Consider the following 19,242-nt stretch of genomic DNA (forward strand, 5'->3'; position numbering starts at 1 on the left):
TAGCTAAAGTAGCTAAAACCAGCAATCCAGAAGATTTAACTCCCTCTGGATTACTGAATTAATTTAATAGCAATTATCCAACGTTAATTACGCGACGGATAAATACCCTCTAACGCGATAATAAAATTCATCCCCAGATAGGGATTGCGAATTCCGACAGGCTGTCCTCCACCAACAGGATTGACGGTTACGGTGCCAGCAGGTGTAACGCTACCATGCACTCCACCGAGGCTGCTCTTGGTAGAATCTGGCGCCGTACTGGTAAACAATCCATTAAACGCAACACTGGTAGGCCCCGCCTTAGCTGTCGTAGCAGAGAGGTAGGTAGTCGCGCCTGCTGCCGGAGGAACCATTGCAGTGGCCGTGGTGGTAGCAACATCAACCGTTGCTGTTACGCTACTTGCATTACCAATGAAAGTAGCTGTTGGTGCATGAATGGGTAGCTGATTGGTAGTGAGGTTAACGTTTTCAACACCGGCAACTTGTCCCAAAACAACATTACTTAACCCTGCACCAGTTCCGGTACCCACAGGAGTACGACTTTGCAAGTTAGGCAACCCAAAGGTTGTGGTGCCATTGCCACCATAGGTTGTACCCAGAAGAGAGAAAAGCGCGCTGTTGGTGGAAATGGCCAATAACTGTCCATTGCAAAGCGCCCAGCCACGCGGAGCGAAAGTACCAGCGAACATGCGGATTTCTCCAATAAATGGATCTGACATTGTATTTCTCCTTAAATAACGATTTTGTCTATGTAACGTCTTGCAATGACTTAATTACTCACGACAATTAATCGACAGCGAGTCCTTTTGCTGATGACAACATCATTCACATCACACAATCGATGGTCTATTGTGAAACATAATGAAAACAATTTAGCTACAACTAAACATATCTGAAAAATCGGCAAACACAATTACGCAGAAATAATTTTGTATAAATTATCAGCCGACGTTTAAGGCCATAGCATTGACTCATAGGTTTCGGAACGGCTTTGAAACTGAAATCCATGCCGTAAATAAAGTGATTTAGCCTGAGTATTTTCACTCTCTACTGATAAATGAACAGGCAACTGACGTTGCCTCGCCTCAAGCTTGACCGCCTCTAATACCGCAGAGCCTAAACCGCGACCTCGCATACTTGGCGCAATAATAAAATCAACAAGATGAACCCTATGCCCATTGGTATCGAGCATCAGTTTGCCGACCGCTTGTTGCTGATAAAACAATATATAGGTAATGGCATGTGGATATTGCTCCCGATAAGAGACTTGTTGCAGCCGATATTGTTGCTCCAACATGTTCTGTACGACATCAAGGGGTAAACCAAGCTCATAGAAGAAGGTTTTAGTTGAATAAAAAAGTTCTGCCATAAATAAGTTATCGCTTGCATTGGCAGGCTTAATACTCAAGCCAGTGAATGGATTTAACTCAGCTAGCATCATGGTTTTTATCTCGAACTAAAGGTTGCAACAGTTGCTCATAAGCATTCAATAACAGCTGCCATGAGAGAGTTTGTGATTCATTTAATGGGGTAGATTGGGCGGGTACCATGGGTACAAACAATTGCCCTTGTCGCTTTACATCAAAGTGCCAGTGGCCTTGCCAATGCTCAATATCTTCTGCGGCTAACGGCCATTCTAAAATGGCCGAAAGTGCGCTGGGTTTAAACGCATTTAATTGTTGATAATCCATTAAGATGCAACGACTTGATTGATAAAGTGCAGCAGTTTGCTGGGCAAAACCATGTAACACGCCCATTCGAAATGCATCTACACTAGGCTCACCATGTGTGTTTTCACTAAGCGGCAATGCATGGAGAAATACAGCCTTCACTCGCCCCGCCATATGCATCCCAGCCTCTCGTTGATGCGAAGCCAAAATATCTCTGGGATGGCGCATCAGACATAGCACTCGACTATTAGGGTAGAGTTCTAGCAACATGGGCCAACAAGCTAAATCCCACGCATTCCACTTGATCACTAGCTCACGCTCATCAGGCCTTAACCGCCCTTGTAGCCTTAAACATAAATCCACCAGCAGTGGTGTTAAGGCCGAAGGCCAAGCATCATGGTGCATCACATCGCTGCAGAGCATAGATTCGGATAACACTCGGCAAGTTTTGAGTAGGGAAAAACTGCTTGAAACGAGTGTTGACCCACAACGAGACCAATGGAAAATCATCAAGTTAGGATTGATAGAGGGCAAACTTTCGCGTTGGGATAATAAGGGTTCGAGCAAGGTTTGAGGCTGGATAAAACTGGCCAGTAAGCCACGACGAGCATCGCTGATATCGTCCTCCAAGAAAGGTTTTGATAACCGCTTAAAAACCGGAACCCAACTGATTGTTTTGGTTTGAGCATGATAACGAGAAGGAAACCACACTTGGCTGAAGCGTACTAAATCTGGAATGAAGCTTTGTTGCTGTAAGGCAATAAATGCAAGCATCTGCTCTAAATTTAGCTCAGGCCAATTGAGGAAGTCTGCCATCAGAGCAATAAAATGCTCAACATCCTGCGCTTGATGCAGTAAAAACAATGATTCAGGCTGATGCAGCAATTGCCAATAGCGTTGCTGCTGTTCATTAAAATCAATCATTAGCAGGCCATTGGGTAGAAGTTAATGTACTGCACCATGCGGGGTAACACGCCTCGATTGGGCGTCGGTCCATGGGGCAATGCATGGTGCCAAATAATTAAATCCCCTGCGTTTGCGACAATGGGTTTAATGGGCCACTCTTCCCAACGCTGTTGCTGCAACTCAATATCAGTCTTGTTTTGTTCCTGTAGCCAAGCTTCTATTTTGAGGTGAAAACCGGGAACACAGCAAAATGCCCCTTGCTCGGCAGGGGTATCCGTAAGATAAATCAATCCTTGAGTTCCAAATGGCACAGGTAGTTGCAGTGGCATATCCCAATGCATATTTGGGCCAGGAAACTGCCAAGTGGGCGTTTCAGGGGGATTAAAACTCACTCTGTCAGTTGTCATCACTAAATCGGTACGCTGCCATAATTGTTCAAAGGCTTGGCGGATAAGAGGTGTTTGCCGATTGGCATCGAGGATAGGATGACGAAATAACTGCAGCATGATTTTCTGCATCAACTCATGGGACTGATACCAAGTTGATGGATCATTTTCATTCGCGCCAAGCTGTTGCCAAATCACGGATCGACTGGCCGCGCATTGGGCTTTTGACAACACTTGCGGGATGACTAAATAACCTTCCCGTTGCCAAAAGGCGAGTTGGGCATCGGTAAGCACTTGAGGTAAAGCGTTACCATAAGCTAACTCGGTATTGCCGCTTTCTGGCTCAGCTTGGGATAAGGCACGCAATCGCTGATTAATACCGACAATATCCGCGGTGGTCAGTTTAGTTTGTCTTTGAACGAAGGCGATAAAATCAGTTTGTTTATCACATTGATAGAGCGCCTTCATCCCAGGCTCTAATCCAATACCGCACAGATCCAGCAGCGCTTTATCTAGGCTCCATTCTCCCTCTGCCACCTCATTGGTTTGTCCACGCTTTTGCAACTGAATTTTTTGCCATAGTCGCTGCAAGTGATAAATTCCCAAACAACTCAAATCCTCACTGCCAACAAGCGCCAATTTATGCTGCTGATATTGGAAGATAAAATCGGGATATGCTCCCAGCTCGTAACGGAAGTCCACTCTGCTAAGAGGTTTAAGCCACAAGGATTTTTTATATTGGGAGAGGGTTAATTGTGATTGGTTTTCAAGTAATTGATGTTCGCCATAAACCCTGATTTTTGTCGTCAGTTTTAGGCTTATGGGTTGGGGTTCATAATCGGGTAACAATAAGCTCCCCACTAGCCCACTTCTGTCATCTTGAGCGAGCAAGCGGGCATGAGCTAAATCGAGACAGAATAAAGGACCCAAATAAATGGGTGGCCGCTCTTTTAGCTCGAGCCATGCATCCAACTCAATCGACTCAGGGATTAAACATCCATCCTCTGCTAAAAAATGCTGTAGATGGCTAAAAATCTGTACCTGCGGTTCCTGTTGCAGCAGGTGTTTCATGGTTTCAGAAATTATCAGATCAAAGGTTTGTGTTGATGCTGGCCGCCAAAGCGTAGCGTCAGCACAAATAATCGCATCGACACGATCCGCTACATCGAAATATGCCAGCAGCTTTTCAACACTCTCCAATGACGCTCGATGAATGTCGAGTAAGGTTACTCGCACTTGCTTCGCCGTAAATAGCGGTAATAAGGCTAAGATTAACCAAGCAAAAGGCCCGGTTCCGGCATAGAGTATGTGCACAGGATGGTTCGAGTTAGCTTTAAGTTTGTCCTGTATCGCTTGATAAATTCCCTGAATAAACACTCTGCTACGTTCGGGATCTTCTGCACATTGCGCCGCAGTTGTCGGTGATACCGCCTTGCCAAAAGCCGTAATACTCGCCTCTGTATCGAGAAACAACGCCGGGTGCAGTTCCAACCCAGTCAATTGGCATAACTGCGCCAGCATTGGATCGATAAGCCGCTTTGCCTCCCCCGCTGAATGGGATTGCAACAGCGCCTGAGCAAACAGCTTTAATCTTAGATACGCCTCGCGCTGCCCTGCATTAGGCTTTGATCTTGGCATCATGGATAAGCTCCTTTAACCACGAGTTGACTTCACAATCGATCACCAAATTAATTCTGGCATCCACGCCTTTATTCGCGACCCAATGGGTTTGGTCAGCATTGATATACCAAAGCTCTCCGGCCCGCATAGGTACACGTTTCTCATCCACATAAAAATAAAGCTGATCATGGGTTTGTAGGGGCAAATGTAATCTAGCCTCACCCTGTTCAAGTGATAATCCTTGATCCCTATGGGGCTTGATTTCAGCACCAGCGTGTAAGCGCATTAAGCGCATTAAGCGCACCGATTTAACTGGGCAAGCAAGGGATTGAATAAACTGCAGCAGCGCGGGGCTCGATTCCAGTGAAGGCAAATTATCCCAATCTGTCGCGGCACTAATGGAAAAGGCTTGTAAAATGGGGTGCGCGACTCGATATTCCTCGGCGCAGCGTAGAGCCAACACATCCCAACCGCCCTGAGAGCCCGCGTGATAATCACGTTGGTTAATGTGTGGCAACCACTCATGCTGCAACAAAGTCGTGAGTTCTTGCTGTAAACTAGTGATATTCGGAGCTTGGGTGAGTAAGGCGAATGAGCAGATATCCATATCCAAGTGTCTCATTTTTAGACAAAAACGAATTAATCAAGCCTAGCACAAAGTGTCATGCTGGCAAGATAGGCTACTGTAAACCTCACGCTGAGCTGAGTTAACCACACAGGATATCCCATGTTTGACTGGAAGAAGATTGATACTGTACTGCTCGATATGGATGGCACCCTGCTCGATTTGCACTTTGATAACCATTTTTGGCTGAGTCTGGTGCCACAGGAGCTGAGCAAGCAGCGGGGATTAAGCCAGAGCCAGGCACAACAACTGGTGGAAGAAGCCTACGGCAGAGTCGCAGGCACGTTAGATTGGTATTGCCTCGATTATTGGCAGTCCGAGCTGCAGCTCGACATTATGGGGCTTCACCGCGACTTAGTTGACCGTATTCAACTGCGCCAAGACAGTATGCCTTTTCTCGATGCCCTCGCCGCCGCGGGCAAAAAACGCATCTTAGTCACCAATGCCCACCCTAAGAGTCTTGCTCTTAAGCTGGAGCATACTGAACTGGGGAGTGGTTTAGATGCGATGATCTCAAGCCATGAAACGGGTTATCCCAAGGAACACCCACAATTTTGGCAAACGCTATTCGAAAAATTCGCCCTAGTGCCTGAGCGCTGCCTGTTTATCGATGATAGTGAACCCATTTTAAATGCAGCGCGCTTAGCGGGCGTGGGGCATCAGCTCGGGATCAGCAATCCCGATAGCCAGAAACCTGCCAAAACCTTCAATGATTTTCCGGCCATTAGCGACTATCGTTTATTGCTTAACGATCTCGCGAGTTAACCCCTCGAAATAGAAAAGGCACCCAAGGTGCCTTTATCAAATCATGCATTAGGTTACATTACTGGCTAGATTAAAGCCCAGGAATACGCCCCTGATAAACAATAGGGAAGTAACCGTCATCTCCACGCTTGCCGAGGATATTAAGAGATTTACGCATATCTTCCGGCTGTTCGTTGGTCTCTTTGATCTTAGCGGCAACCTTGACCATATTCCCCTCGTCTAACTGTAAGGTACCGATAATTCCCAACTGGTTTTTGCTTTCGTCGGTAGCGAGCTGAGCTTTCCCCTCAACACAGCTAAGGCCTAACTCGATATTACCCAGTGGATAATCGCCGAATTGATTCTTCACATTGGTTTGGTTTAAGAATAATTTACCCGATAATTGTTCGCACCAAGGTTTACCTTGTTCTAGGGTTTCCACCAGCAGGCTGACTTCACCATTAATTTCGGTTCTAAAGGGCAGCTTAGTATTACCAATTAAGAAGCTATCGGGCGCTTCAAAGCGCAATCCTTGAGCGCTGATACCGCCCATAGACCAAGTGACGACACCTTTGGCACTCACAGGGGTTGCACGGCTACCCACTTGAAAATCCAGCTTCACTTTGCCTAAAAACAAAGACCAAGGGCTGAGTTCCCAACGCACTTGCTCCAATTGGCGCTGCTGAATATTCAAAGTTTCAATGCTACCCGCCCAAATACTGCCACTCACTCCAGAAATTCCCACATTCGCTGGGAGTGGTGCGAGGCGCACGGCCACACTGGCAGGAAACAACGCCACTAAAAACACGATATAAATTAGTACACCAATAATAATCTTTTTTATCAGACTCACAGCTACACCTTAACCTATTGCGCTAGTTGGATCCGTCTTACTTTGACATAGCCAGGCGCGTCAGCCTCCGCCAAATCAACACTCTCAAGGGATAAGCCCTTTTGCTGCACTAAATCATTCAAATAACTGAGTAAGGCATCGAATGGCACATCATCCATCCACACTTGGATTTTATCGCCCTGGGGCTGCATGCGAGTGATCACTAAGCCATAACTGCCCGCTGTTTGGTTGACGACTGAACTTAAACTGCCGCTCATCGTCGGCTTAGCGCCGCTTTGTTTTAAGCCAGCGATTTTATTCGCCGTCTGCTTTACATAGGTCAAGGTTTGCTGCTGCGCCGTTAAGTTGCGCAGTGCATTGGCCTCAGCATTGGCGATTGGTGTCCAAATCCCCCAGTAAAATAGACCGATCACTAAAAATACGGCGCCAAAACCTACGATCTGCTGCTCGCGCGACGCAAGCCCTTGCCACCAAGTCCGCAAATTATCCATCTTATTTGCTCCTCAAGGTTAAGGTGCTGGTGACCTGATCTTCACCGCTATTCATCGTGCCACCATCCATTTGGAAACGACGGCCGACAATCTCTTTAAACTTCTCAATTTGCGCGTAATTTTTAGCAGTGACTTGCATGCGGATTTCATTACGGGCACTTTCAAATCGTAAGCTATTGGGTTTTAGCTCAGGTACTTGTTTAAAGGCGTCTTGTAACCCCGCCAGCATAGCAAAAAACTCTGCACCACTGCCTTGGCCTTGGAGTGCGCGTAGTTGGCTCTCCATCTGCGAGCGTAAATTCACAATACGTGAATTGCCTGGTATCACTTGTTGATAAATGGCTTCACTTTGCGCCTTCAAATCGGCGATTTGGCCATTTACCTGATGAATGGTTAAGCCTTTATTTACCAGAGACAACACAATAGCAATGGCTAGTACAATTGCCGCATTTTTCCATTGCAACAGATGCTTACTGTATTCGCGCTTAGGCGTATAGACACCCGTCAGTAAGTTAATCGGCGCATGTAAAATGCCGCGCGCCAGCACCAACATAGGTAAGTCGAGTGGCTGTGGCTTAAGCTCGACACCGTCCAACTCCATCTCGGTGTAACTGGCGACCGACACCTCGTCTGTCTGAGCCGTCAGTTGCTTCATTGCCACTGGCAACCAAGATAAAGGCAGGCTATGGCCCGTTCCTAATCCTGTACGCAACAATAACTCGTTACCAAAACGCATAGCCGCCCATTGGCATTCCTGCAATGGCAAGGCCAAGCAATCAGGCACGATACGCTTTACTTTTAAGCCCGCTTCGGCCAAACAGCTGAGCCAAGTTTGCATTTGCTCATGGGCAACGGCCACCACGCTGAGGGCATCGCCATTGCGTGGGCCAACGGTAAAGTGCATCGCATCCACATCCTCGGCGATGGTTTCTTCCAACATAAAAGGCAGGGCCTTTAAGGCTTGGCGTTGGCCTTTTTCGGGCAGATTCACGCTGGTGAGCGTCATGGCGGAAGCTGGCACCAACACATCAATAGGGCGATTGCCCGCGCGCTCAGTTAAGGTTGATAAACCTTGGGCGTTGGCCAGTTCGCCTGAGGCGATAATTTCTTGTTCTTGTTCGGACCAAACCAGCCAAGAGCATGCCTGCTCTGCGGTTCTGCCTAAGCGAATAAATAGCCGTTCACTCACAGTTTTTCTCCACCAGCTTCAACCTTAAGGGATTGAGCTTGTTTGCTATTATTTTTGTCCACCAAACTGACGGGTGAGCACATCCATTTTGTTACCGCTGCCCTTTTTGAGCACACTCTCCATCCTAAAAATGGCGTTGTCGACCTTTGCGCCCGAGGCAAGGAGGAAATATTGACTGTCGATCACAAAAGTCGACTTCATCGCATCTTCCCATTTAATCGACCCCATTGAGGAGGATTCGTAAAAATCATCAATCTTGGCAAAACCATCGCCAGGGCGCTGGTTAATAATGCTTTCCGCCTCACCGACAGAAATCTGATTATCGAGCATGGCCGCCAGCAGCGCTGCTTGTTCGACATCAATGGTATTCACATTCAACAATTGCCTGTCATTCCCCGGGATGACACAAATATAGGGCAATAATTTCAAATAAATATCCTGTGTGTATCCCATCACTGCCCGCAGCTCACTTCGATGATTCATCAGAGTGTTGGCGGCACGGTATGGCACGTGGCGTGCTTCATACTCGGCATCTTCAGCGCCATAGGGGCTGGTGATCGTGTCTTCGTCGATATAATCCTTTAGGGTTTGAGTGAGATGATCAGCGGTAAAATCATCCATACCTAAACTCACTAATAACGCCTTGTATTGCTTAGCAGCCAAGGGCAATTTAGGTTGACCGTTTTCCACATCTTTTGTGGTGACGGACAAGGCATTTAAGTTAAAACACGAACGCATATCGGTGATCTTGCCTGCAATCTCGCCATATTCTGCCGGAAATACCACATCGCTCATGGCCCAATATTGTTGCTTATGGACACGCCCCTCTGAATCGTCTAAGTCCTGCTTGAGGATCTTCTTCGCCAGCTCTTCGGCGGAAATAGCATACCAATAGGCCTGATCGTACTGAGCTAAGTTTAAGGTGCGGCGCATCGACAACTGATTACGACTGGTAATATTGGTGGCAATAATCACCACCATGGCCACGATCAGTAATACGACGATCAGCGCGACACCACGCTGTTTAGTAGGAGTTCGCCTTATCATGCGCCATCCTCATTTTCTGGCTCACCGGTGCCGGGATCTTCTTCCCCGTTACCGGAACCATCGCCGTTATTATCTTTGTCACCGTTGTCTTCTTTATTGTCTTCGGTGTTTTCGTCTTTGTTGTCTTCATCACTAGACTTTTCTGGCGCCGCCGCGCCCAGAGGCAGCATAAACTTACGCTGAATCTTACCTAGACCTTCAATCTCAATTTCGATTGCAATGGCTTTGGGTAACTTAGTCGCCTCAACCTTGCGCTCCCACTTATCCTCCATAAAGAAGGAATACTCGACCGAGAGCACCTTATCGATAATCACCGTCTTGATTGGCTCGGCGCCAAATTCCGGCTCAGGGTAAGGAAAATACCAGCGTTCTAATTTTCCTTCTCGTACGACATAGGCGACTGACTGCAAACTGCCACGGGGCAATAAGCCATCTGGATTGAGCCAGCCCAAGCGGTAAAAGACTAAAGCCTCGGATTCCGAATCTAAAAGGTCATTCCCCGTCTGAAATACCGTTGTTCCGCGGCCACCTTCGAGGAGTCTGGGTGTGCGAGCAACCATCTGTCCCAAGTCGCGCTCAATCGCTCCAAAGCCCTGTTGCAACGCTTTTAAACGGGTTGAGAAATTCTTTGTCACTTCATCATTGGTCAGAACTGTGCTGAGTACCGCATTGGCCGCTAAGCCCAACATGGCAAAAATCGCAATCGCGATCAGCATTTCCAGCAGGGTAAACCCCCGATGAGCATTAGTTTGTTTTAAGGACATAACTGCTCACTTGTGCTGCAATACGCTGATAACGCTCATCTTCACTGACACTAATACGGATCATGCGAAAATTATCATCGGTGGTTTTCACCACTTCTTTTCGCCAGTACCAATCCTTACCAGCCAGTTCTACTTGGCCCTCTTTTTTGCCGATTTCCGGAAATTGAGGCTCGAGTCTAGCATCGACCATTTGATTGTCGGCTACCCACTGAGCAAGGGTGCGCGACTCCAAAATCGGCATATTCGCCATTTGCTCACCCAAGCTTTTGGTGATGGAAACGGCGGCAATCGCAAACACCGCCAAGGCGACGATCACTTCGAGTAACGTCATGCCCTTAGCGTATTTCATCAGGGCGCCCTAGGGTTAAACGGCCAAGGGCATCGCCCACCACCAATACGTCGAGGGGGCCTTTATCTGTCTTGGTAATAAAACTCAACTCAAAGGCGCTCATTTCGCCGCTGGGAAATAGCAAAATCTGTGGTTCAGGGTGCTTTTTCTTATCTTCCGCAGAGGGCTCGATTAAAGGTTCTTTAAACCAAGAGTCATCTTGTTCGTCCTCTTGTGCGAGCGGTAAACCATCGAGCACCAAATTAATCACCACACCAGGTTCCATTTGTTTTTCAGACAGAATTCTGTCCTTTTCCAATGGACTCCATTTACCATCTTTATAAAAAACAAACTGATAACTGGTTTTTTCCACCACAATACCGATAAATTGGCCGCTTAATACGGTTTCATCCAGCACTAACTCTGTAGCGGCTATAAATTGCTGCGCGGTTTTTTCCAGCGCCTGTTGTGGCCCCGAATTGCCAATAGACATGGTCACCGCCGCGGCGGTGAGTCCCATTAGCAAAATCACCAGCATCACCTCCATCAAGGTGAAGCCGGCGTGGCGCAGCGTTAACATCTTATTGGAAATTCTGTAAGTTCCAGTTACCGATATCATCTTCGGTACCTGGTTGACCGTCTGGGCCTGCACTAAAGATATCTAACTTGCTGTTTTCGCCAGGGCTTAACAGTAAGTAGTTATTACGCCATGGGTCCTGTGGTAAACGCTTTACATAACCTTCTTCGCGGTAGTTACGAGGCTCAGGTGAAATCGTTGGTTTTTGCACCAAGGCTTCTAAACCTTGCTCAGTCGTTGGATAAACACCGTTATCTAACTTGTACATATCTAAAGCGTTTTCGAGCGCGACTATGTCAGATACCGCTTTTTGTTGGTCGGCTTTATCTTTGTTGCCCATCAGATTTGGCACCACCATAGACGCCAAAATACCGAGGATAACGATTACCACCATCACTTCAAGTAAGGTAAAACCCTTGTGCTTTTTATTCATTTGCATCGATTACATCTCCTAAAAAACCTGTGCCATTCTCAGCCGTATGACTGAAAGGCAATATTCCATAATGTCAAAAACTAGCCACTAATCAAATTGTTCAGCGCCAATATCGGTTGCAGAATGGCCATTACGATAAAGAGTACAACCCCCGCCATACTTACCACTAACATGGGTTCGAATACGCCGAGGGCGAGCGTCACATTACTCTCAAACTCGCGATCTTGGTTATCCGCAGCACGCTCAAGCATGTCTTCGAGCTGACCACTCTTCTCCCCCGAGGCGATCATATATAACATCATCGCAGGGAATAGCTTAGTGTTAGTCAACGCGGTACTGAGGCTAGTTCCTTCCCGTACGCGCGCCGTTGCATCATCCACCGCCGCCCGTACCCGCATATTTTGCAATACCTCGCTGGCAATGCGCATCCCGTCCAACAAAGGCACCGAACTGGCGGATAAAATACTCAAGGTACGCGCAAAACGCGCAGTATTGAGCCCTTTGCTCACTCGGCCAATCACCGGCATTTTCAGCAAAAATGTATGGTATTTCATCTTGAAAATCGGTGATTTGAGTAGACGCTGGAACACTACCAACAGAATACCAATCGCTAAAACAACAAACAGACCATAGTGTTGGACAAAATCCGAGGCAGCAATTAAGAAACGGGTCGTTGCTGGTAACTCGGCGCCCATATGCTCAAACTGACCAACGACCTTTGGTACCACAGCCGCAAGTAACACTGAGACCACCCCAATGGCGACAATCGTCAGCATGATGGGATAAATCATCGCCTGTTGCAGTTTAGATTTAAGCTGCTGGCGACGTTCGGTGTAATCGGCTAAGCGATTTAGCACCACTTCCAAGTGGCCGGATTTTTCCCCCGAGGCCACCATAGCGCGGTATAAGTCATCGAAAATATGCGGAAATTCAGCCAAGGAATCGGCCAGACTATAACCCTCAACGACCCGGGAGCGCACCGCCATGATCATACTGGCAAGCCGCGCCTTCTCACATTGCTGGCCTACCGCCTTAAGACATTCCTCGATCGGTAAGCCCGCCGCCACCAGTGTCGCGATTTGACGGGTGATCAGCGCTAATTCCGCCACTGAAATCCCGCGCTTAAAGGGCGAAAATCCCGCACCTTTCGCCTTGGCTTCTTTTTCAGTGACCGGCAGAATATCCAGCGGCATCAAGCGTTGATCGCGCAATTGGCTACGTGCGTGTCTGGCGGTATCCGCTTCGATCACGCCCTTAAGCTGCTTCCCCTTGGCGTCCAGCGCCTTATATTCAAATGCAGGCATAGCTTACTCCTCGCGGGTCACCCTTAGGACTTCTTCCAGAGTGGTGATACCTGAGAGCACCTTGCTCATGCCATCGTGACGAATGCTTGGTACCGACTGGCGGATATATTTCTCAATCGCCAGTTCGCCACGTCCACCGTGAATAAGCTCGCGCACATTATCATCGACCAACAATAGTTCGTGAATGCCCGTACGACCACGGTAGCCACTGTTACCACAGGCCTTACAGCCATTGGCACGATAAATATGGCGTGGATCATCGGCAGTAATACCCAGCAGCTCACGTTCACGCTCATCGGGCACATGCTGTGTCTTACATTTTGGACAGAGGGTACGGATCAAGCGCTGAGCCAATACCCCGAGCAAACTTGATGAGACTAAGAAAGGCTCTACGCCCATATCCTGCAAACGGGTAATCGCGCCCGAAGCGGTGTTGGTGTGGAGAGTCGAAATCACTAAGTGACCCGTCAAGGATGCCTGCACCGCAATTTGGGCGGTTTCAAGGTCACGGATTTCCCCGATCATCACTACATCGGGGTCTTGACGCAGAATCGCCCGTAGACCACGGGCAAAGGTCATGTCCGCCTTAGTGTTAACTTGAGTTTGGCCTATGCCTTCCAATTCGTATTCGATGGGGTCTTCAACGGTTAAGATATTGGTATCTTTAGAGTTAATTTCAGTAAGTCCAGCATACAGCGTGGTACTCTTACCCGAACCTGTAGGGCCCGTTACCAAGATAATGCCGTGGGGACGACGAATAAGCTCATCGAACTTAGCTCGGATGCTGTCCGTCATACCCAGCTGTTTTAAATCCAGATTACCGGCGTTTTTATCGAGTAAACGCAGCACCACCCGCTCACCGTGGCTCGATGGCATGGTCGATACCCGCACGTCCACCGCGCGGCCTGCAATCCGCAGCGAAATACGGCCGTCTTGTGGTACTCTTTTCTCGGCGATATCGAGGCGCGCCATCACCTTAATCCGCGACACCAATAAAGATGACAGTTTACGGTTTGGCTTGAGCACTTCTTTGAGCACGCCGTCAATACGGAAACGCACGACTAGCTGCTTCTCGTAGGTCTCGATATGGATATCCGAGGCTTCTTCTTTAATCGCTTCTGATAACAGGGCATTAATCAGCTTAATGATCGGCGCATCATCATCGCCTTCGAGCAAATCTTCGGTTTGTGGCAACTCTTCTGCAAGAGTAAATAAATCCATTTCGTTACCAATGTCTTCCATCAGCTGCTGCGCTTCGGAGGAATTGGCTTGGTAGGCCTGAGTCAGTTTGACCTCAAACTTACTCGGCTCGAGCTGTACCAAAGGTAAATCCACGCCCGAGTAGCGACGCGCTTCAAGCATCGCCGCTAACGGGCTTTTGGCGGTATAAAACAGGTTCAAGGCGCCATCATCGCCATAGGCTAAAATCACCTCATGGCGGTGGGCAAAGGCAAAGGGTAAACGCTCTTTGCTGCTGGAGCGAAATACCTCATCACCTTCGGCTTCAATACCTAGTTCATTGGAAACTAAGCTTAAATCCTCGACTTGGGATACTTGTATTTCACTCATTGTGTTTTATCTTTGTTTTTGTTTTCATCCAGCGACTTGAGAGTCGGGTCAGTTTTACGCATCTGAGTCTCTAGCCCTTTGCCTTCTTTATAACGATCTAAAATATCGTTCACTTCTGGCGGCACATACTCAGACTGGTTCCACTCATCTAATACCGGCACTTTAGTCTCAGGCATTAGATTGACACCACGCTCTTGCTGTTCAAGCTGCAATGCTCTGAAATAGTTGTATTTACGACCTGCGATACCTTCCATCGTCACACCATCACGGATAATGGTGGGTTTGATAAAGATCATCAGGTTCTTCTTGGTCTTCTTACTGGAAGAAGATTTGAATAAATGGCCAAGTACTGGAATATCGCCGAGGAATGGCACTTTCTGCACGCTTTCTTGGACTTCTTCGTTAATCAAACCACCGAGTACCACGATTTGGCCTGAATCAGCCATAACAGTAGTGGTTAAACGGCGAGTCGCGAAGGAAATATCCACACCCGTGTTACCGTTTACGCCGGAGACTTCTTGCTCAATCGCAAGCTTAACCGCGTTGCCTTCGTTGATCTGCGGCACCACTTTTAATTTCACCCCAACCTCTTTACGCTCAACGGTTTGGAATGGGTTGCTGTTGTTTGAGCTGGCGGTAGAACCGGTAAGAATAGGCACTTCATCACCGACGATGAAAGAGGCTTCTTGGTTATCTAAGGTAGTAATAGAAGGTGTTGCAAGTACGTTTGAGTTAGTGTCACTCGATACGGCTTGTACTAGGGCACCAAAGTCACCCATAGCAACGCCCCATGCCATACCATTCACTTTACCTAAGGCTTGAGCAAGTAAGGTAACATCGCCCTTTGTATCTGGGTTTTTACCAATCACGTCACCTGTGTTTGGATTGGTAATATAGGTTCCTTCTTTATCCTGCGCCTGCCATACACCCGCGCCAATCTCACCGATAGTTGGGCCTAAGTTATTGAACTGAGTTCCACCACCCGCTTTCGCGGCCCATTGCACCCCAAAGCCGACGTTATCGCCTTCGGCAACTTCCACGATAATGGCTTCTACTAATACTTGGGCGCGGCGAATATCGAGTTGGTTGATCACGCTTTCAATAGTGCGCATTTGATCTGGCTCAGCGCTGATCACTAATGCGTTAGTATCAGTGTGGGCCATAATATTGATTTCATTACGACGTTTGCCACCACCCGCTGCCTGAGCGCTAGGATCTTTTTCACCTTCCAACTTTTGGGCAAAACCGGTTAGCACTTCAACTAAGTCTTCGGCCTTGGCATAACGTAAATAACGTACTTTCGTATTGCCCGTGCTGGCTTGCTCGGCATCGAGACGGTGGATCAGCTCCACCACCCGTTGACGGCTCTTTTCATCACCACTGACCACTACGGCGTTAATCCGCTCATCGGCCACCACTTTGGGCGCTTGTCCGGGAAGCTGCGCTTGGTTAGCTGTCGCGCGGTACAGGGTATCGATAATTCGCACCATTTCGCCAGCAGAAGCATATTCAAGTGGCACGACTTGAACAGAGGTATCACCCTGTTTATCTACACGGCGAATGATTTCAACTAACTTATTAACCACCGCAGCGCGGCCAGAGAGCATCAGCACGTTTGATGGATCGTAGTTCACTACGTTACCACCACCAGCGTTATCGTTTAACTGACGTAATAATGGTGCTAATTGCTTGGCTTCGGTGTTATACAACGCCACGATGCGGGTAACCATTTCATCGCCTAGGCCAGGATCGTTGTCATTAGCAACACGAATCGCCGCGGTTTTCGCATCTTTGTCTTTGATCACTTTGATAACGTTATTTTCCATCTCGACGATGGCATAACCGTATACTTGCAGCACGTTGAGGAAGAACTGGTAATACTGCTCGTCATTGAGCAGATCATAGCTGCGAACGTTGATCTTGCCGCGAATCGTCGGGTCAACAATGATGGTTTTGTTCAAGTTTTTACCAACAATATTGATAAACTCTTGAATATCAGTGCCTTTAAAGTTGGCCGCATATTGTTCAGACCAAACAAATTGCGAGGTCAGCATAGTGGCGCCCGCCACAACTCCAGCAATCAGTTTGCGTCGAATCCGTTTGTTATTCATTATTTTACTTTCCCCTAACGCGTGTTATTGCGGCAAACTAAACATGATTTCAACCAACTGCCCTTCCCGTTCAACCATAACAGAAACTTCAGTTAATTCAGACAATTGGCTCATCATTTCTAACGCCTGACTCATTACGGTCAGGTCGTATCCATTAATCGATTTAGCAAGGTCATTGGGTTTAAAGCCTGCTTGCTTAAATAGGTTCACATCTTTGCCAGGATTGAGGCGATAGCCAACAACGTTTTCTCCCTGTCTCACGGGCGAAATCGCAATATAGTCAGTAATTTTACTGGGATCGGCTAAGAGTTCACTGCGAGATTCGGCCAGCTCTTGAGAGATTTCAGCATTCTTGCGCTGATCCACTCGGCTAACGACTTCAGCTTTTCCGCTCTTGGCCTTTTGTAATTGTTGATTCGCTGGGCTTTGACTGGTGTAAACCAAACCATCAAGCATCAAGGTTTCATAGCGACCCGCATTGGTAATGATAATCCGGTCTGCATAGACTTCTTTTAACGAAGCGGATGTACCCTTAATTTTATCACCCAAGCTGTAGGTTTCTTGGCTACCACTGGATTCAATAATCGCCAGACCTTTTTGGTCAGCGGTGGATGCCACCACCCCCGTCAGTTGAATAGAAAGGGAAGTCTTTGGCGCATCGGTTACGGTTTCGACCACTTCGACTTTAGGTTTATCCGCCTTGGCGTCGGCTTTGCCGAAAAGTGCGAGTTGCTGTAATCCTGCCAGATCAATTTGCCCAGCCCCTTTACCCGCCGTGGTCACCGCAGTGGGAGACCATGCTGTAGGAGAAGAGGTGGTAGGCACGAGTTTCCATGTAATTTGCGCGGCTAAGAGTAAACTCAGAATAAAACCAAGCCAGAAAACAACCTGACTCAACGGCTTATGCGGAATACCTGCAGCTTTTGCGATAACGTTATCTAATAAATCCATATTTATGTGGACCCTCAATACAGGTCTCTGTTCTGATTATAAAAATTATCATGTTCGCCACATGCTAACCTAGGCCGCATTTGGCAACAACCCCATAACAGTATTGCAATTGGCGAAAATTGGCCATTTATGCTAACTTTGCCCGCCTAAAAAGGGTGTGAAGCGCACCACTCTTTAACATAATAGCAATGCGACTTAGGCATTTTATTACTCAGCATGTGAACTCATCGATCTTTTATCTTGGAGACACTATGACACAAAGTTCAGGCGACAGTGGCAGCGTTCGACTCGATAAATGGTTATGGGCCGCACGTTTTTATAAAACCCGAGCCATAGCCAAAGAAATGATCAACGGCGGCAAAGTACATTACAACGGTGCGCGCACCAAATCTAGTAAGAATGCTGAGATAGGTGCCGTCCTTAAGATACGACAAGGTTATGACGATAAAGAGATCGTCATAAAAAAATTATCAGAATCACGCCAAAGTGCATCAATTGCACAGGAATTGTACGAAGAAACCGCCGCCAGCATCGCTAAACGCGCGTTAAATGCCGAAGCAAGACGATTGAATATTCTTAATAATCCTGCACCCGACCATAAACCGGATAAAAAGCAACGACGCCAACTTATCCGATTTAAAGAATGCTAAGAATTACGTAAAAGTTACCTAATAGTGAGATACAAAATGACCCAAGATATTTTACACCGCTACCTGTTCGATAATGCCGATGTGCGTGGTGAACTGGTGCAATTGCAAGACAGCTATCAGCAGGTAATAGGTTCACATGCCTATCCTCCTGTGCTGCAAACCCTGCTCGGCGAATTGCTAGCGGCGACCTCTTTATTAACCGCCACCCTAAAATTTAGCGGTGATATTAGCGTGCAGTTGCAAGGGAATGGCCCAGTATCGCTGGCGGTGATCAATGGCAATAACCTGCAGCAATTACGCGGTATCGCCCGCTGGGATGGCGAGTTAGCAGACGATGCCAGCCTAGCCGATCTGTTTGGCCAAGGTTATATGGTTATCACCCTCACACCGGACGAAGGCGAACGCTATCAAGGCGTGGTCGCCCTTGATAAACCCACCTTAGCCGCCTGTGTCGAAGACTACTTTAACCAGTCAGAGCAATTACCCACAGCAATGTGGCTATTTGCCGACGGTAAACAAGCTGCTGGCATGTTCCTGCAAATATTACCAAGCCAAGAAGATCATAATGCCGACTTCGAGCATTTATGTCAGCTGACAGCGACCATCAAGGCGGAAGAGTTATTCACCCTAGAAGCGCAGGACGTATTACACCGCTTGTATCATCAAGAAGAAGTGCGTCTGTTCGATCCTATCGAAGTCAGCTTTAAATGCACTTGCTCACGCGAGCGCAGCGCGGCGGCGATTAAAACCATCGATCAAGCGGAAGTCGAAGCCATTCTGGCGGAAGACGGTAAGGTCGAAATGGGTTGTGAATACTGCAATGCAAAATACGTGTTCGATGCTATTGATGTTGCAGCAATCTATGCCAATGGCACCACTTCAAATACCCAGCAGTAAGTTTTTACTTACTGTCAAAGGGCACCTTGGGTGCCCTTTTTTGTACCACCTCAATGATCCAGCTCACACTTTAGCCACGGATAGGATACAATCGGCACACTTTGTCCCCTAGCACGCCTCGGGCGAT

At 47.6% G+C, this 19,242-nt stretch carries 20 protein-coding genes; 3 read left to right on the forward strand and 17 right to left on the reverse strand.

All coding sequences use genetic code 11. The annotated features are described in order from the left end of the window. Positions 1 to 83: 83 nt before the first annotated feature. The 5 genes from IEY09_RS12390 to IEY09_RS12410 all read right to left on the reverse strand — a co-directional run bounded on the left by IEY09_RS12390 (position 84) and on the right by IEY09_RS12410 (position 5,189). Positions 84 to 719: a phage tail protein gene (locus IEY09_RS12390; RefSeq protein WP_037427516.1), complete on the reverse strand. Its 636-nt coding sequence runs from the start codon at positions 717 to 719 to the stop codon at positions 84 to 86. 233 nt (positions 720 to 952) lie between these two features. Beyond that, complete coding sequence (locus IEY09_RS12395; protein WP_172587863.1) at positions 953 to 1,441, reverse strand: GNAT family N-acetyltransferase; 489 nt, start codon at positions 1,439 to 1,441, stop codon at positions 953 to 955. After that, a complete protein-coding gene (locus tag IEY09_RS12400; RefSeq protein ID WP_188871271.1) occupies positions 1,428 to 2,594 on the reverse strand; it encodes a hypothetical protein in 1,167 nt (388 codons plus the stop codon). Before IEY09_RS12400 ends, IEY09_RS12395 begins: the two co-directional genes overlap by 14 nt. Continuing rightward, positions 2,594 to 4,603: a phytanoyl-CoA dioxygenase family protein gene (locus IEY09_RS12405; protein ID WP_188871273.1), complete on the reverse strand. Its 2,010-nt coding sequence runs from the start codon at positions 4,601 to 4,603 to the stop codon at positions 2,594 to 2,596. The genes IEY09_RS12400 and IEY09_RS12405 overlap by 1 nt, the downstream gene beginning before the upstream one ends. Then, the gene (locus tag IEY09_RS12410) at positions 4,581 to 5,189 is read right to left on the reverse strand and encodes an aspartyl/asparaginyl beta-hydroxylase domain-containing protein (RefSeq protein WP_188871275.1); all 609 of its coding nucleotides are present in this window, start codon (positions 5,187 to 5,189) and stop codon (positions 4,581 to 4,583) included. Before IEY09_RS12410 ends, IEY09_RS12405 begins: the two co-directional genes overlap by 23 nt. A 120-nt stretch (positions 5,190 to 5,309) precedes the next feature. On the opposite strand from IEY09_RS12410, the gene yrfG reads away from it, so the two are divergent. After that, on the forward strand, positions 5,310 to 5,972 hold the full coding sequence (yrfG, locus tag IEY09_RS12415; protein ID WP_037427521.1) for a GMP/IMP nucleotidase: 663 nt from the start codon (positions 5,310 to 5,312) through the stop codon (positions 5,970 to 5,972). Positions 5,973 to 6,042: 70 nt separating this feature from the next. Here yrfG and IEY09_RS12420 read toward each other — a convergent pair whose 3' ends face one another. From IEY09_RS12420 to gspC, 12 genes are all read right to left on the reverse strand, one after another. Beyond that, the gene (locus tag IEY09_RS12420) at positions 6,043 to 6,804 is read right to left on the reverse strand and encodes a type II secretion system protein N (RefSeq protein WP_188871277.1); all 762 of its coding nucleotides are present in this window, start codon (positions 6,802 to 6,804) and stop codon (positions 6,043 to 6,045) included. A gap of 14 nt (positions 6,805 to 6,818) precedes the next feature. Continuing rightward, positions 6,819 to 7,295: a type II secretion system protein M gene (locus IEY09_RS12425; RefSeq protein ID WP_037416438.1), complete on the reverse strand. Its 477-nt coding sequence runs from the start codon at positions 7,293 to 7,295 to the stop codon at positions 6,819 to 6,821. Position 7,296: 1 nt separating this feature from the next. Further along, complete coding sequence (gene gspL, locus IEY09_RS12430) at positions 7,297 to 8,484, reverse strand: type II secretion system protein GspL (RefSeq protein ID WP_047535796.1); 1,188 nt, start codon at positions 8,482 to 8,484, stop codon at positions 7,297 to 7,299. Between the two features lie 48 nt (positions 8,485 to 8,532). Continuing rightward, positions 8,533 to 9,531 carry a type II secretion system minor pseudopilin GspK gene (gspK, locus tag IEY09_RS12435; RefSeq protein WP_037416434.1) on the reverse strand — a complete coding sequence of 333 codons (999 nt, stop codon included), beginning with the start codon at positions 9,529 to 9,531 and terminating at the stop codon, positions 8,533 to 8,535. Then, a complete protein-coding gene (gene gspJ / locus IEY09_RS12440; protein ID WP_037416432.1) occupies positions 9,528 to 10,295 on the reverse strand; it encodes a type II secretion system minor pseudopilin GspJ in 768 nt (255 codons plus the stop codon). The genes gspK and gspJ overlap by 4 nt, the downstream gene beginning before the upstream one ends. Then, positions 10,276 to 10,644, reverse strand: a complete 369-nt coding sequence (gspI, locus tag IEY09_RS12445; RefSeq protein WP_037416429.1) for a type II secretion system minor pseudopilin GspI — start codon at positions 10,642 to 10,644, stop codon at positions 10,276 to 10,278. The genes gspJ and gspI overlap by 20 nt, the downstream gene beginning before the upstream one ends. Continuing rightward, positions 10,631 to 11,203: a type II secretion system minor pseudopilin GspH gene (gene gspH / locus IEY09_RS12450; RefSeq protein ID WP_082389634.1), complete on the reverse strand. Its 573-nt coding sequence runs from the start codon at positions 11,201 to 11,203 to the stop codon at positions 10,631 to 10,633. Before gspH ends, gspI begins: the two co-directional genes overlap by 14 nt. 1 nt (position 11,204) lies before the next feature. Continuing rightward, positions 11,205 to 11,639, reverse strand: a complete 435-nt coding sequence (gene gspG / locus IEY09_RS12455) for a type II secretion system major pseudopilin GspG (RefSeq protein WP_011715426.1) — start codon at positions 11,637 to 11,639, stop codon at positions 11,205 to 11,207. Between the two features lie 74 nt (positions 11,640 to 11,713). After that, positions 11,714 to 12,937 (reverse strand): type II secretion system inner membrane protein GspF, encoded by a 1,224-nt coding sequence (gene gspF, locus IEY09_RS12460; protein ID WP_037416423.1) that lies wholly within the window; start codon positions 12,935 to 12,937, stop codon positions 11,714 to 11,716. 3 nt (positions 12,938 to 12,940) lie between these two features. Beyond that, on the reverse strand, positions 12,941 to 14,506 hold the full coding sequence (gspE, locus tag IEY09_RS12465; protein ID WP_229777892.1) for a type II secretion system ATPase GspE: 1,566 nt from the start codon (positions 14,504 to 14,506) through the stop codon (positions 12,941 to 12,943). Further along, positions 14,503 to 16,617, reverse strand: coding sequence for a type II secretion system secretin GspD (gene gspD, locus IEY09_RS12470; RefSeq protein ID WP_037427533.1), 2,115 nt, complete (start codon positions 16,615 to 16,617; stop codon positions 14,503 to 14,505). The genes gspE and gspD overlap by 4 nt, the downstream gene beginning before the upstream one ends. A 24-nt stretch (positions 16,618 to 16,641) precedes the next feature. After that, positions 16,642 to 17,568: a type II secretion system protein GspC gene (gene gspC, locus IEY09_RS12475; RefSeq protein ID WP_037427535.1), complete on the reverse strand. Its 927-nt coding sequence runs from the start codon at positions 17,566 to 17,568 to the stop codon at positions 16,642 to 16,644. 251 nt (positions 17,569 to 17,819) lie between these two features. Here gspC and hslR point away from each other — a divergent pair, with 251 nt between their 5' ends. Both hslR and hslO read left to right on the forward strand, forming a co-directional pair. Then, positions 17,820 to 18,218: a ribosome-associated heat shock protein Hsp15 gene (gene hslR, locus IEY09_RS12480; protein ID WP_037416410.1), complete on the forward strand. Its 399-nt coding sequence runs from the start codon at positions 17,820 to 17,822 to the stop codon at positions 18,216 to 18,218. A 36-nt stretch (positions 18,219 to 18,254) separates the two neighbouring features. Next, the gene (gene hslO / locus IEY09_RS12485; RefSeq protein WP_172589900.1) at positions 18,255 to 19,115 is read left to right on the forward strand and encodes an Hsp33 family molecular chaperone HslO; all 861 of its coding nucleotides are present in this window, start codon (positions 18,255 to 18,257) and stop codon (positions 19,113 to 19,115) included. The last annotated feature ends 127 nt before the right edge of the window (positions 19,116 to 19,242 follow it).

This window comes from Shewanella xiamenensis, assembly GCF_014647135.1.
Taxonomy (GTDB): Bacteria; Pseudomonadota; Gammaproteobacteria; order Enterobacterales; family Shewanellaceae; genus Shewanella; species Shewanella xiamenensis.

What these genes read in the sequence shown, in the direction of transcription:
- IEY09_RS12390 (WP_037427516.1), bottom strand. Translation starts at nt 719, where the DNA reads ATGTCAGATCCATTTATTGGAGAAATCCGCATGTTCGCTGGTACTTTC.
- IEY09_RS12395 (WP_172587863.1), bottom strand. Translation starts at nt 1,441, where the DNA reads ATGATGCTAGCTGAGTTAAATCCATTCACTGGCTTGAGTATTAAGCCT.
- IEY09_RS12400 (WP_188871271.1), bottom strand. Translation starts at nt 2,594, where the DNA reads ATGATTGATTTTAATGAACAGCAGCAACGCTATTGGCAATTGCTGCAT.
- IEY09_RS12405 (WP_188871273.1), bottom strand. Translation starts at nt 4,603, where the DNA reads ATGATGCCAAGATCAAAGCCTAATGCAGGGCAGCGCGAGGCGTATCTA.
- IEY09_RS12410 (WP_188871275.1), bottom strand. Translation starts at nt 5,189, where the DNA reads ATGGATATCTGCTCATTCGCCTTACTCACCCAAGCTCCGAATATCACT.
- yrfG (WP_037427521.1), top strand. Translation starts at nt 5,310, where the DNA reads ATGTTTGACTGGAAGAAGATTGATACTGTACTGCTCGATATGGATGGC.
- IEY09_RS12425 (WP_037416438.1), bottom strand. Translation starts at nt 7,295, where the DNA reads ATGGATAATTTGCGGACTTGGTGGCAAGGGCTTGCGTCGCGCGAGCAG.
- gspK (WP_037416434.1), bottom strand. Translation starts at nt 9,531, where the DNA reads ATGATAAGGCGAACTCCTACTAAACAGCGTGGTGTCGCGCTGATCGTC.
- gspJ (WP_037416432.1), bottom strand. Translation starts at nt 10,295, where the DNA reads ATGTCCTTAAAACAAACTAATGCTCATCGGGGGTTTACCCTGCTGGAA.
- gspI (WP_037416429.1), bottom strand. Translation starts at nt 10,644, where the DNA reads ATGAAATACGCTAAGGGCATGACGTTACTCGAAGTGATCGTCGCCTTG.
- gspH (WP_082389634.1), bottom strand. Translation starts at nt 11,203, where the DNA reads ATGTTAACGCTGCGCCACGCCGGCTTCACCTTGATGGAGGTGATGCTG.
- gspG (WP_011715426.1), bottom strand. Translation starts at nt 11,639, where the DNA reads ATGCAAATGAATAAAAAGCACAAGGGTTTTACCTTACTTGAAGTGATG.
- gspF (WP_037416423.1), bottom strand. Translation starts at nt 12,937, where the DNA reads ATGCCTGCATTTGAATATAAGGCGCTGGACGCCAAGGGGAAGCAGCTT.
- gspE (WP_229777892.1), bottom strand. Translation starts at nt 14,506, where the DNA reads ATGAGTGAAATACAAGTATCCCAAGTCGAGGATTTAAGCTTAGTTTCC.
- gspD (WP_037427533.1), bottom strand. Translation starts at nt 16,617, where the DNA reads ATGAATAACAAACGGATTCGACGCAAACTGATTGCTGGAGTTGTGGCG.
- gspC (WP_037427535.1), bottom strand. Translation starts at nt 17,568, where the DNA reads ATGGATTTATTAGATAACGTTATCGCAAAAGCTGCAGGTATTCCGCAT.
- hslR (WP_037416410.1), top strand. Translation starts at nt 17,820, where the DNA reads ATGACACAAAGTTCAGGCGACAGTGGCAGCGTTCGACTCGATAAATGG.
- hslO (WP_172589900.1), top strand. Translation starts at nt 18,255, where the DNA reads ATGACCCAAGATATTTTACACCGCTACCTGTTCGATAATGCCGATGTG.